This window comes from Sphingobacterium alkalisoli (assembly GCF_005049105.1).
Classification (GTDB): Bacteria; Bacteroidota; Bacteroidia; order Sphingobacteriales; family Sphingobacteriaceae; genus Sphingobacterium; species Sphingobacterium alkalisoli.
In genome coordinates, this window is sequence record NZ_SUKA01000009.1 from 1 (window position 1) to 13,695 (window position 13,695).

Genomic DNA, 13,695 nt, shown 5'->3' on the forward strand with positions numbered 1-13,695 from the left:
CCAGATCGATGTTCTGCCACTCGTTGAACCCGCCCACATTGTAACTGTCCCCGTTTTTACCATTATGGTACACCAGGTCGATGGCCTTTGCGTGATCGATGACAAATAGCCAATCGCGGGTATATTTCCCGTCTCCGTAGATCGGGAGTGGCTTGTTGTTCAGGATATTGTGGATACAGAGCGGGATCAGCTTTTCCGGGAAGTGATTGGGACCGTAATTGTTCGAACAGTTGGTCAGTACCATAGGAAGACCGTAGGTATCGTGGTATGCGCGCACAAAATGGTCGGAAGAGGCCTTGGATGCCGAATACGGGGAATGTGGATCGTATTTGGTGTCTTCCGTAAAAAGACCTGTCTCGCCCAATGCTCCAAATACTTCGTCCGTGGAGACATGGTGGAAACGCTTACCTTCATAGTCGCCCTTCCAGATTTCTTTTGCTGCATTCAACAGGTTTACCGTACCGATCACATTGGTCATCACAAAGGCGGTAGGATCCGTGATCGAGCGGTCCACATGGGATTCTGCCGCTAAATGGATCACTCCATCGGGTAGGTACTGCTTAAAGATATCCAGGATATGGGCGGCATCGGTTATATCAGCTTTTACAAAGCTGTAGTTTGGAGCGTCCTCAATATCCTTTAGGTTCTCCAGGTTACCTGCATAGGTAAGCGCATCCAGATTCACAATCTGGTATTCCGGATATTTGGTCACAAACTCTCGGACTACGTGGGAACCTATGAAACCGGCACCTCCGGTGATAATTATCGTCTTTTTCATGATCTTATTTACTGTTATAACCAACAAACCAAGCTACAAATTTTTGGACACCTTCCTGTATTGAGGTCTTGCTCTCATAGCCCAACGCATTCAGGGAAGTTGTATCTGCCCATGTGCGAGGCACATCCCCGGACTGCATGGGCAGCATATTTTTTTTGGCCACTTTACCCAAATTGTGTTCCATTGTTTCAATAAATTCCATCAGTGAGACCGGAGAACCGTTACCGATATTGAACACCTGATATAAGGGCTGCTCTTTTTTGCTGACCGGTGGGTTGTTTAATGTGATGATAATGCCGTTGACGATATCATCGATATACGTAAAATCACGGCTCATCTCACCATTATTGAATACCTTGATCGCACGATCCTCCGTTATCGCCGAAGCGAACAAAATCGGCGCCATATCCGGTCGTCCCCAGGGGCCATATACCGTAAAGAATCGAAGTCCCGATGTTGGGATCTGGTACAGGTGGCTGTAGGTATGCGCCATCAGTTCGTTAGCTTTCTTGGTCGCAGCATACAGACTTACCGGATAGTCTACCCGGTCATCTTCCGAAAAAGGCACTTTCCCATTTTCCCCATAAACAGAGGAACTAGATGCATACAATAGATGTGATATCTTATGGTGACGGCAGGCTTCTAATATATTTACAAAACCGACAACATTGCTGTCCACATAGGCCATTGGATTCTCCAGACTGTAACGTACACCTGCCTGCGCCGCAAGGTTGATCACCGCATCAAACCCTTCTCGAGCAAACAGTGCCGATAACTCGTCCTGATCTTCCAGATTCATGCGTACAAACTTAAACGAGGGGTAGCTATCAGAAATAACCTCTTGGTTCCAGTTCTCTGCTTCTGTTCTCTTTACGCCCAATTCCTGAAGTCGCGCATACTTCAGGTTAACATCGTAGTAGTCGTTGATATTATCCAGACCGACAACAGTGATGCCTTTTTCCAAAAGCAGTTTGCTTAAGTAGAATCCTATAAAGCCCGCAGCACCGGTGACGAGTATTTTTTTATATTCCATTTCTTTTGCGAATGTGCGAATCTGCATATTATGGATGATCCTTTATTTTCCTGAAGGAATCCATGAGCTCGCAAGCTCGGTTTGCCTCTTCGCTGGTTTGTCTATTTATAACTATTTATTCTCCTGCCATTAACTAAACTCCTTTTGCGCATTTTCATAAGCCGCCAGATCTCCGATATCAAAACGGGAACCATTCAAGGGCCACGCGTAGACGTCCGTCTGCTTACATAGCCAAGCGGCTAAGTTACCCGGCGCATCGTATCCGCATCCTTCATCCAGTGCCCTGTGTATCAACGGCAGATCACTGCCCCTGTAAAAGTAGAATGGGGGTACCGCCCAATGCGAAGGTGGATTTCCGGGTTTCTCGTGCATGGCGATGACCCTAAAATTATCGTCTGTCTCCAGCACTCCTGTTTTCTGAAGGGCTGCGATCGACGGTTCCTCATGACAGGTAATACAACTCGTCCCCTTCTCTTTCGCATACGTAACAAAGTCGGCGAATGAAAACGTCGCGACATTATCACCGGCAAGTACCAGTACATCTTCGGTGATCTGCAGCTCCTCAATGGCAAATAGAATATCCTTTACCGCTCCCAAACGGTTATCGTTGCTGGTTGTACCGTCGTTAAGTATGACAATCTCCTTTGAGTAGTTCGATGCTGCTCTCCATTTCGTAAAATGTTGGTAAAATGTAGCATTCGTAATTACGACATGCTGGTTAACCTCATTTATTTCGTCCACAGATTCGATCAAACGATCCAATATGGTCTTTCCCCCCACTTCCAGCAGCGGTTTGGGAAAGTTCTTTGTTAAAGGATATAAACGCGTGGCATAACCTGCCGCTAATATGATCGTTTTCATTTTTTATTCAATTTTACGTTAAGATTGCCCCGTCGTTCCTCCTCGCAATGACGTAACAGGTATTACTTCTCCCTGCTACAGAATCTCTATTTCTGTTTCGCATCTATCTAACACCTAATCCCTGACTCCTAATTTCTAACTCCTATCCACTAACTCACCCTTCTAACTCCATCAGCCGTTTTGCATACGCGCACCTCATATTGCCCTTCCATTTCCGGGTATTTTGCGATGTATGCGTCCGTGACATATTTTATGGCCTCTTCCCGGTATTCCGGATTGGACAGGGCTACACAGCAGCCCTTAAACCCGGCACCGCTGAACCGCCCTCCGTAGACCCCTGGAGCTTCCTTTATGGCGTCGAACAGGCTGATCATTTCTGGACATCCCGATTCCCATTGCTGGATGGAGCTGTCTCCAGAGGCGAACATAATTGCGCCCAACATATCGATATCTCCTTTTGTAAATGCTTCCACCGCATGGTCTACACGTTCGTATTCTGTCATGAAATGTGTGGCCCTTTTGGCCAGTGCATCGGGCAGGCGGTGCTTCCATTTATTGTAGACTTTCCGGTCCACATCACGCAGGCGTGTATTGGTGAATGCATCATAGGGCAGCCCTTCATACGCCAATAAGGAAAACGCAGCTACCTTACACTCATCGGTGCGGGTGTTGTATCCCGTATTGATCAATGTTCTGGTGAGCCCACTGTAAAATATAAGAATATCGAAGTCCGGCATATTTGCAGGCTTCGGTATCAGCTTGTAAGAGTCATCCTTGGTATCTAAATAAAGCAAATGGTCCTTTTTGGAAAGCACTTCACAGCTCTGGTCCAGTTTACCCAGGCTCAGTCCGATGTATTCTTTCTCCGCACGGAAAGCCAGTTCGATCAGTTCATGTTCGTCTACCGGGATGTCATTGACATCGGCCAATGCCATGATATAACACAGTAATACCGCGGACGAAGATGACAACCCACCCACGGGAAGCGATCCACAGATCAGCCCCTGTACACCGAACTTAACTTCACCTTTTTTGGAAACCGTATAGATCGCGGCCTGTATGTAACGCCCCCAGCTGTCGTATTTGGGAGGGATGGCGCCTAATGGAAACAGCACCTGGCCTTCAAAATCCGTACTGAAGAGATTGATTACGCCGGTTTCCGTGGGCACATAGTAAAAATCTACGCCGTGGTCCAGCGCAAATCCGGTGACATGCCCATGCTGATGGTCTATGTGTGCTCCTACCGGACATACCCGGTACGGACTGTACACATGCCTTACTTCATGTTCCGGTGTATCGGGAAATAATGTTTTAAAATCCTTATGCATATCTGTTTCTCGTGATTGGTGACCGGAAATTATTCCTTAAATCTCTAACCTCCGATTTCTAACCCCTGATTACTCTCCTATCGCATAGTACACAAATCCCAGTTCTTCCAGCTGTGCACGGTTCAATAATTTCCTTCCGTCAAATACAAAGGAAGGTCTTTTCATCGTTTCCTTGATCTTCGCCCAGTCATAACCTTTGAATTCATCCCATTCTGTTAGAACTGCTGCTGCATGTGCCCCTGCAAGTGCTTCATACGGATCATTCACGACCTTCACCAGTCTCCGGTTTTCTTCGGGAGACCGTGTACCTAGGTAAACCAAGTCCCTGTAGATCTGCTCGGCAGGTACCTTAGGGTCGTAGACAATCACGTTCGCCTCTTCATCTAATAGGTGATCGGCTACATAGATAGCTGCTGATTCCCTAGTGTCATTGGTGTCTTTCTTAAACGCCCAGCCCAGAAAGGCAATATTTTTGCCATTGACCGTATTGTATAATGTCTTGATGATATTCTCCGCAAAACGTACTTTTTGGTGGTCGTTCAGGATGATGACCTGTTCCCAGTAGTTCGCAACGGCCGTCAGGTTATATGAACGTGCAATATAAACGAGGTTCAGGATATCTTTCTGGAAGCAGGATCCGCCAAAGCCGACCGAAGCTTTCAGGAATTTTGCACCGATACGTGAATCGTGACCGATGGCCCGCGATACTTCATCCACATTTGCACCGGTCACTTCGCACAGTTCGGAAATCGAATTGATCGATGAGACACGCTGCGCCAAGAAGGCATTTGCTACTAACTTAGACAATTCAGATGACCAAAGGTTGGTTGTCAGGATACGTTCACGGGGCACCCAGGCTTCGTAAACCTGTACCAAAGCTTCGATAGCTTCGGCATCTTCGCCACCGATCAATACGCGATCAGGATTGTGTAAATCGGTTACCGCGGTGCCTTCGGCTAGAAACTCTGGATTGGATAGGATATGGAAATTAACCCCATTTCCTGTATTATCCAAAATAGATTTAAGTGCTTCTGCTGTACGAACAGGAAGGGTGGATTTTTCGACAACAATCTTATCCGATTTAGCCACTGCAGCGATCTGACGTGCACAAAGCTCAATATATTTTAAATCGGCGGCTTGCCCCTTACCTTTACCATAGGTTTTGGTAGGAGTATTGACCGAAATAAAGATCATATCGGCCTCATCGATCGCCTTATCCACATCCGTAGAGAAAAACAGATTACGTCCACGTGCTTCGCCGACTACCGCATCTAACCCGGGCTCGTATACCGGCAGTTTGGATAGGTCGGCATCATTCCATGCAGCAATCCGTGCTTCGTTTAAATCAACAACCGTAACCTCAACATTCGGGTTTTTCTGTGCGATAACCGACATTGTGGGCCCACCTACATAACCGGCTCCTATACAGGTAATTTTTTTTATTTGCATAAATTTACAGTCTGGCATCAACAACTGACCGGTCTAAACAACCTTTGATGTCAAATACGACATTCGTATCCTTTGTTAATGATTTAATATTATATGTTAAAAATTCATGATGTGCTACAGCTAATATCACGGCTTCATACTTAGTGATTGGTGACTGGTGACTGGTGATTGGTGATTTGTCAAGCAGCTTGATACCATAGTCCTGAAAAACTTCCTCAGGGTCTGCCCAAGGGTCGTAAATATCGACCTCAACACCATATTCGATCAACTCTTTACGGATGTCCATGACTTTGGTATTCCGTACATCCGGGCAGTTCTCTTTAAACGTAATCCCTAGTATCAATGCTTTCGAATCCTTCACGTTGATACCTTTTCCGATCATTAATTTCACCACTTTGGAAGCAACAAAACGAGCCATGGAATCATTTACCCGGCGGCCGGAAAGAATTACATCTGGATGATAGCCCAGCTGCTCCGCTTTATGGGCCAGATAATACGGGTCGACGGATATACAATGGCCACCAACCAAACCGGGTTTATATTTCAAAAAGTTGAATTTAGTCCCTGCGGCCTCTAATACATCATTGGTATCAATACCGACACGGTCAAATATTAAAGCAAGCTCATTCACAAAGGAAATGTTGACGTCCCGTTGTGCATTTTCAATAGCTTTTGACGCTTCTGCCACTTTGATCGAAGGTGCCTTATGTGTACCTGCTGTGATGATTGTTTTATAAAGTTGATCTATTTCCTCCGCAATTGCAGGTGTGGAACCCGAAGTTACTTTTTTTATCGTTGTCAGCGTATTCACCTTATCGCCTGGGTTAATCCGCTCGGGTGAATAGCCTACAAAAAAGTCCGTATTAAATACTAATCCAGATAGGTTTTCCAATACAGGTATGCATTCTTCTTCGGTACAACCTGGATAAACGGTGGATTCGTAAATCACAATATCGCCACGCTTAATAATCTTGCCCAACATGGCAGTCGCCTTCAATAGAGGTTGCAAATCCGGCGAATTATAGCGATCAATGGGCGTAGGTACAGTCACAATAAAAATATGAGCATCCTGGATCTCTTCCAACAAAGAAGATGCCCGATAGCCTTTTGTAAAATTGCTATCTTTGGCCGCCTCGATAGCTGCTGTCAGCTTATCCAAATCGGCCTCCATTGTGCTGTCTTTGGCCTCATTCAATTCCACAACACGATCCGCATTGATATCAAATCCCACCACTGGAAAATGTGATGCAAATTCAATAGCCAATGGTAGACCTACATACCCCTGCCCGATGACGGAGATTTTTTTGTGCATATGCGCCGATTCGCCTATCTGCATATTCCTTTATCCATTTCTAACAACCTTTTATTTCTAACACTTATTTACCATTCTCCTTCTCTGCAACCGTTTTACGCAATCCTGAAGATGAAAAGCGATGATCGCGTGTATTATAATAAAGCGCAATGCCTTTTTCTTCACAATATTCGCGACCGGTAAAGTTTTTATCCATATACTCATCACCTAGGATCCGTACGTCAATTTTAAAAGCGCGTAAAATATCTTCCAGATCCTGTTCAGTTAGATAAGGTACAATTTCGTCTACATATTTGCAACCTGACAACTGAATATAGCGTTCTACAACTGTTTGACTGGGTTTGTTTTTTTCCGGACGATCTAATGTGGGGTCTACTTGCAAGCCACAAATAAGGTAATCGCATTGGCGCTTTGCCTCCTCTAGCATCTTGATATGACCGGCATGTAACAGGTCGAATGCCGAAAAAGTAATGCCAATGCGCATAGGATTCCGATCGCTTTTAATATTTGTGTCCAAGTTTTTACTAGTTTCTGATTTCATATATTACTTCCTTTTGCTGATTCGCTCATTATGGATGATTCTTTTTCCTTTGATGGAATCCATGAACTCGCTACGCTCGGTTTGCGAATCTGCTTAATAAAAATATACTAACACGGGTTGTTTCTCAAAATAAGTGTCATCGTTTGTAACATTCCGATGACTTGCCTGCTTCCAGCAATTTCTATGCCGTATTTATTGTTTAATTGCGCATTATGGATTATCCTTTCTTTTCTCTATGGAATCCATGAGCTCGCAAGCTCGGTTATGGATTATCCTTTCTTTATAAAATATCCCCCTGTTTTGGGCGCTCCTTTAAATATGATTTTATCCTCATCTCTCAGATGTTTTAGCCAACGCTCTAAAGTACGATCGGCTACATCAAAATATTGTCTTATTTTTTTTGCATTTATTCCAGGGCTATTCCGAATGATTTCCATCAATTCATTTATACCGACATTTACACCGACATCTTCTTGCTTATTTAGCCTTTGATTAAAAAGCACCACGCGAAAACCATTTACAAATTCCTCAAAAACAGGTGCAATCACACCGTAATCGTTACAAATATTTTGTATACGTTGATACCTGAACCATAACGCTCTATAAGCCCAATCTCTTTAAATGCTTTGGCGATCAATTTATTTCTCGATTTTGAGGTATTGTATATATCGTGGTTTCTATCATTTTTTCGTATGTCCTAATTTACAAAACTTTCCAATATCCTCCTTTTGCCGGGCCAATACGCTCCAACAAGCCCTTTTCTTTTAGTGTCTGTATGTTATCCTTAATTTTCCGTTGGGATATCCCTACCATGTCCGCCAGTATTGCAGTAGTGATGTAAATATCCTTTGTAATCGCGGTAAGTATTTTTTGCTGATTATCGGTGACCTTACCGGTGACCTTACCGGTGACCTTATCGGTGACCCTATCGCTTCCAGAGATCGGAGAAGTGAGTACGCGCACAAAAAAACCGTCCTGAACCATTTTAAACAACGGCTCGGGCAAGCCATGGTTTAAAAATAATTGCCTCACTCGCTTAATACCGGTACCGTATCGCTCGATCAGTCCTATTTCTTTAAATATTTTGGCAATCTGCAGGTTTCTCGGCGAAGACACATAATCATCTGAAAGCAGATTTTCAACCGTGATGTGATCTGGCAACGGACCGGGGTTAAACAAGACAATACTATCAGGGAATATCTTAATCGTAGAATGACCCCCAGACATATAATCACGGTGCACAATCATATTGACAACCAGTTCGCGGATTCCCTCTAAAGGATACTGCCAGCGTTCTGTATTTTCCAATTGATCCGTAATAATGATTTCTTTATTAATGTGCTTCCTTACAAAGTTCATTACCTCTTCTACCTCAGTTACTATGTCTGTCGATATCGTGACATCGTCTTTAATAACCGTTTCTGATGCAAAATGGCCCATCTGAATAGTCGTGTGATACGTATCTTCCTTACAAAACAGGAGATAACAGGCGTTGCTTATTTGCTTACCATGCACCAGTTCCTGCTTTTTTAAAAACTGCTCCGACGTATCAATAGGAATATTAGAATTGCGCCGTCTCACCATATCAAAGACTTTCTTAACCTTATCTAAGGAAATATCTGCGGTGGTTAACCCATTACGCCAAAAATAATCCCAACTGGAATTCACTGTCCTAAGGTGCATTTGCGCAACTTCCGCCACAGACATCGGATGGTTGGCATTACTAACTCGTTTGTAGTACTTCCCTTTGAACGAAACGGGTTTTATGGGATATACTGCCACGCTAAACAAAACCACTTGTTGCCCTTGGTGTTCCCATATATCCACTTCCGGTACTAAAGCAGGTTGTGTTTTTACCTTTATTTCGTTAAGCCACTTCTGCACTGTTTCTTTCCCAATCGACACGCCTTTAGCAACACCCTTGTCATCCACACCAACATACACCGCGCCTCCCTTGGCATTAGCAAATGCCACCAAAGAAACGATCACTTCGTCCTGAAAAGAAGTTTTGAATTCAACCTTTTCGGATTCATGATGAGGTATAGTATATATCGTGGTTTCTATCATATTTTCGGGATGGATGATCTCGGTTTGCCTATTGCTTCTTAAACAATATAATCTGATGTGCTGAGGCGGATGACTTTTCAAAATAAAGTTTCACAGATTTTTTTAAAAGCTCCGATGACTTATTCGCTAATCGCGACAAGTAATCCGTATCGAGATCATTTCCTAATATACATACTTCTAGTGTTCCTGAATCGATACCTTTTGCGTAATCACCAACTAAACTGATCTGCTCAATATCACCTGCTTTTGCAAAAATATTATCAATCAGCTCATCCATGCCGAGGTAATCCCGGATAAGTTGTTGAAGGGAATGAAAAAGCGGGTGTTTGTTATTGGCTTGGTAGATTACCTTATTGTTTTGCTGTGCTCGGGTTAGGTAGCCCGCATCCGTCAATTGGTTGAGTTCTTTACGGATGGCATTGGTCGATTCATGAAATTCTTCCGCCAACCCCCGCAAATAGCCCTTATTGGTCGCATATGCAAAAAACTTAATCAAAAGCTTAAGTCGTGTCTTCGACGTAATGAGGGTTTCTAACATAGCATTCGTATCGTTGAGCAACAAAAGTACTCGCTTTTTTTCAAAAAAACAAACGAAATGAATCAAAGAAGAATAATGTATACGTTACTATTTTAAACGGTTAACGTGTATTCCCCTACCTTCTTGCCATCGTCCAGCAGCATTTCCAAGTGAAGTCGTGTCTCATTAGCTTCCAGATGAATGACCGTTCTGCTTCCGTCTTTTGATCCGCCTCCAATCACGACAGGGTATGGATGATCAGCATCCGGTGGATGTACACCGTGACGATGCGTGTGACCAGAAATCACTAAATCGACATTATTGGCTCTAAATATGGGATCGAATACTTCCCGACAGTGCATCGGTCCATGCCACTCGCCGCTATGGAACGGGGGGATATGCATAATAACGATCCGATAGGCGGCTTCTTTGTACTCGTCGGTATTGACGATCGCCGACAACCATTTGCCCTGCCTTTCGCGCACGGCATCAAAATCGACAATACCCCCATACACCGGATGGTCATCGGGCTTATCTTCCCCAGTGTCCAACACCACCCAATAAATAGGTCCTTGTTTATAACTGAAATGGTATCGATCGTCTGGAAAAGCAAAATAGTTTTTGAATTCCCGGCGGAATTTACCACGGGTTTCATGATTACCCCTTACCATGATAAACGATTTCTGTCCGGCAAACAATTGGGTACAAGGCGCCAAAAGATGATCAATAATCTGCTGTTCGTCGGTCTGATAATCGAACGTATCTCCATTCAGCATCACAAACTCATAAGGTCTATTGTCTACCAGCGACAGTAAGCTTTCGAATGCTGTTGGGCTGTCGTGTACATCATTTAAAATTACACACGACACCTGCGAAGCATTTGTAGCTGGAGTGGTAAAGGAATACCACTCCGTTTGGATTTCTTCCCCATATTCTAATTTATAGGGATCGAATAGGGTAATTGCTTTAGAACATGCTCGATATCGATACGTCTTTCCCGGTTGTAAATTGACGATCTGAATTTTGTTTAGCTTAATATACGCAGCATGTAATCCATCTTCTTCCATATAGGCAATTTGCTTATCCACTCCTTCGCTTTCATATTCGATCCAACTGTAAGCCGCACTATCTGTGATAAACATAACGTATACGGATGTAGGGGTAAGATGTTGAAGGTATGGAGACACAGCGAATCCAGGCTTCTGCGAGGAGTTTCCAAAATCCTTCGCCAAAAGAGGGGTAGTCGCATTGGCAGCAACCGCAGTAACCGATAACAAGGATACCTGTTTAAGAAAATTTCTTCTGTTATTCATGGTATAAAAATTTGATAAGAGAACGTACAGCCTAACTTAGGAATTCAATAATACATATATAAAAATGCTATCGCAATAACAACAGAAAAGCAATCGATTGCTTTATTTTGACCTATGGCGAGCTACCAACAACCAATATACCGCCAACCCAATAAGTACCTAGTCTTGGATGATATAGACTACGGAATGAAGATTCTCTTCTGTCTCTTCGGATTTTTGTATCAATTAGGAGCTCTTGTTATAAATCGTGCAAATTGAAAATCAAACTTTCAATTTACACGATTAACCTTATCTGTGGGTTATGATAGAAAGAAGTTGTTACGGAAGCTATAATTGGAGAAGCAACTTCATCTCCACCGCTGGCGCTGGGGTAAAGCCTTATTGCAACAGTAAAAAACAAGAAAGGTCTTGAAGCGGGGAGCTTCAAGACCTTAACTAACCAATTATTAACCTAAATTATGAAGATCAAAGATACGCTGACCATACGTAGCTATCAAGCTAAACCCTTTTAATTAACAAATATTAACAGATCGAAGATGGGCGCTTCACTTTCCAACGAAGGTGCTATCGCTTAATGTCTCGAGAAAGGCGATCATATCATGTTTTTCCTGTTCTGTTAGCGGAATCCGATTGCCATTCGCCTTTAAAATAGGATCAAGATTATCGGCATCGACAACGCCGTTATCAAAATAATCCAAAACGGCCCTTAACGTCGGAAACTGACCCAAACTCCCATAGGGTGCGGTATATTCGACATTCCTTAATGAGGGAACCCGAAACCGCATGAAGTCTGCAGGTATCCCTGTTACTCTGGCACGCCCTGCCTCTTCGATGCTGGGGTTCAAAGGAAAGCCGACATTCCTGAAACTTTGGTCGGTAAACAACGCTGTGCGATGACAGGACTCACATTTCTGTTGAAACACGTGATAACCTCGTGCCTCGCTTGCTGTAAATTCTTCGCCTTCATTCCGTTGTTTTATCTTATCATATTTGCTGTCGGCAGAGATTAGCGTATATTCATACTGTGCAATACTTCGATAAATCCGGTCAGGGGTAATCGTTTCATCACCAAATGCTTTTTTAAACAAATCGGTGTATTGGGGTTCACTACTTATTTTTCCAATAACTTCCAAAATTGAAGAATTCATTTCTTCGTGCGTGATGATGGGAACCAACGGTTGCTTTTCCAATTGAAGGATATTACCGTCCCAATTATAAAACTTCATAAACGCCATATTTTGAATTGGTGGCGTATTCCGAAGTCCTATACGACCATAAATACCTACGGCCTGCGCATTATTATCAGAAAAAGCACGTGATTGATTGTGACAACTGGCACAGGAGATCGTATTATTGCCACTAAATTTCTTTTCATGGAATAATTTCTCGCCGAGCTCCACACCGTATTTTGTAGGGGTATTGCCAGCGACCGAATTATTCAACGGCGGAAAACCTGCAGGTATGTGCAGCGGAACTTCGGGGTTGTCATAAGGCGTTAGCTCAATGACATCCGTTCGGCTACAGGATAACAACAGCAATAGAATGGATAAAATCGTAAGTACTGCTTTCATGTGGCTCGTCACCTAATTTTAATTCGTTACTCTCGTGATAGAAAACATGCCCGAAATATCACTTGAGCCATTCCCACCTAGGTTATCGACAAACTTGACCATTTGAAGTGCTGACATGGTATTGGGTGTAGCATTGCTATCATCGTTATGATTATTATCGCCTGTTTTTGACTTCAATATAAGCGTATTCGTTTTTCCACTTAATAGTTTATCAAAATCAGCTTTGATCGTGATTTTAGGAATATTTCTCCCCACAGTAGCAGGATTCGGAAGATCTAAAATGATATCCCGATAAGCATCCACGCCTTGTGCATAGGTCGAGGGATCGCCATCAGTCCCCACGACCGTGCTCCCGGTATGAATGGACATTTCCTTACCATCTGTCTCAAAAAATCCCTCCAGTTTCGTAAATCGATAGCCGGCTCCCCACTCCCAATGCATTTTGGTATCGTTGGCCCCTGCCTCCGCATAAAAGTTAGGGAATCTTACTTGATCCAGTGTATTCAGATCTCGTCTAACACCCAATCCGAATTTGATCTGCTTATACTCGCCGGCAGGGATATTACTCAAGACATAGTCCAATGTCTGAGGTTTTGCCTGGTTTACTACGGTCGCACCCTTATCCAAATCATTGATATTATAGGGAAATTCGTTGCCATCTGTTTTGATAAGACGGATATTGCTTATCACATATTTTAGCTCCGAAAAGTGATGGACCTGTCCTTCGGCAGAGGTATTTACCGTTGCCGTGAAAGAGCCAGCATCTCCAAGGACGATAGTCGTGTTTTTAAACGTGTTGTTGAAATGCAAAGTGATATCATTTGCGACAGGATTGTTATCGTTCTTACTGCAGGACATGAGAGCCAACGAAAAGGCTGATAATAATAGAAAGTTTTTATAATTTTTCATTTTTTTATTTAGTTAA

Annotated in this window: 14 protein-coding genes; all 14 read right to left on the reverse strand. The window is 43.4% G+C overall.

Features of this window, described 5'->3' with window-relative positions:
• On the reverse strand, positions 1-778 hold a 778-nt coding region (locus tag FAZ19_RS21035; protein ID WP_136822742.1), incomplete at its 3' end, for a dTDP-glucose 4,6-dehydratase.
• A 4-nt stretch (positions 779-782) separates the two neighbouring features.
• Positions 783-1,811, reverse strand: a complete 1,029-nt coding sequence (locus FAZ19_RS21040) for an NAD-dependent epimerase (RefSeq protein WP_136822743.1) — start codon at positions 1,809-1,811, stop codon at positions 783-785.
• A gap of 129 nt (positions 1,812-1,940) precedes the next feature.
• Positions 1,941-2,672, reverse strand: a complete 732-nt coding sequence (locus FAZ19_RS21045; RefSeq protein WP_136822744.1) for a nucleotidyltransferase family protein — start codon at positions 2,670-2,672, stop codon at positions 1,941-1,943.
• A 149-nt stretch (positions 2,673-2,821) separates the two neighbouring features.
• Positions 2,822-4,000: a GHMP family kinase ATP-binding protein gene (locus FAZ19_RS21050; RefSeq protein WP_136822745.1), complete on the reverse strand. Its 1,179-nt coding sequence runs from the start codon at positions 3,998-4,000 to the stop codon at positions 2,822-2,824.
• Positions 4,001-4,069: 69 nt separating this feature from the next.
• Positions 4,070-5,449: a nucleotide sugar dehydrogenase gene (locus FAZ19_RS21055; RefSeq protein WP_136822746.1), complete on the reverse strand. Its 1,380-nt coding sequence runs from the start codon at positions 5,447-5,449 to the stop codon at positions 4,070-4,072.
• 4 nt (positions 5,450-5,453) lie between these two features.
• A complete protein-coding gene (locus FAZ19_RS21060; protein ID WP_136822747.1) occupies positions 5,454-6,761 on the reverse strand; it encodes a nucleotide sugar dehydrogenase in 1,308 nt (435 codons plus the stop codon).
• Between the two features lie 64 nt (positions 6,762-6,825).
• Positions 6,826-7,302 carry an adenylyltransferase/cytidyltransferase family protein gene (locus FAZ19_RS21065; protein WP_229707671.1) on the reverse strand — a complete coding sequence of 159 codons (477 nt, stop codon included), beginning with the start codon at positions 7,300-7,302 and terminating at the stop codon, positions 6,826-6,828.
• 269 nt (positions 7,303-7,571) lie between these two features.
• Positions 7,572-7,850 (reverse strand): hypothetical protein, encoded by a 279-nt coding sequence (locus tag FAZ19_RS21070; protein ID WP_136822748.1) that lies wholly within the window; start codon positions 7,848-7,850, stop codon positions 7,572-7,574.
• Positions 7,847-7,996, reverse strand: a complete 150-nt coding sequence (locus FAZ19_RS24545) for an ATP-binding protein (protein WP_394343996.1) — start codon at positions 7,994-7,996, stop codon at positions 7,847-7,849. The genes FAZ19_RS21070 and FAZ19_RS24545 overlap by 4 nt, the downstream gene beginning before the upstream one ends.
• An 8-nt stretch (positions 7,997-8,004) precedes the next feature.
• Positions 8,005-9,369 carry an ATP-binding protein gene (locus tag FAZ19_RS21075; protein WP_136822749.1) on the reverse strand — a complete coding sequence of 455 codons (1,365 nt, stop codon included), beginning with the start codon at positions 9,367-9,369 and terminating at the stop codon, positions 8,005-8,007.
• Between the two features lie 28 nt (positions 9,370-9,397).
• A complete protein-coding gene (locus tag FAZ19_RS21080) occupies positions 9,398-9,907 on the reverse strand; it encodes a helix-turn-helix domain-containing protein (RefSeq protein ID WP_136822750.1) in 510 nt (169 codons plus the stop codon).
• Between the two features lie 92 nt (positions 9,908-9,999).
• A complete protein-coding gene (locus FAZ19_RS21085; protein WP_136822751.1) occupies positions 10,000-11,199 on the reverse strand; it encodes an FN3 domain-containing metallophosphoesterase family protein in 1,200 nt (399 codons plus the stop codon).
• A 545-nt stretch (positions 11,200-11,744) separates the two neighbouring features.
• Complete coding sequence (locus FAZ19_RS21090; protein ID WP_136822752.1) at positions 11,745-12,770, reverse strand: cytochrome-c peroxidase; 1,026 nt, start codon at positions 12,768-12,770, stop codon at positions 11,745-11,747.
• Between the two features lie 18 nt (positions 12,771-12,788).
• Positions 12,789-13,679 carry an MbnP family protein gene (locus FAZ19_RS21095; RefSeq protein ID WP_136822753.1) on the reverse strand — a complete coding sequence of 297 codons (891 nt, stop codon included), beginning with the start codon at positions 13,677-13,679 and terminating at the stop codon, positions 12,789-12,791.
• Positions 13,680-13,695: the final 16 nt, after the last annotated feature.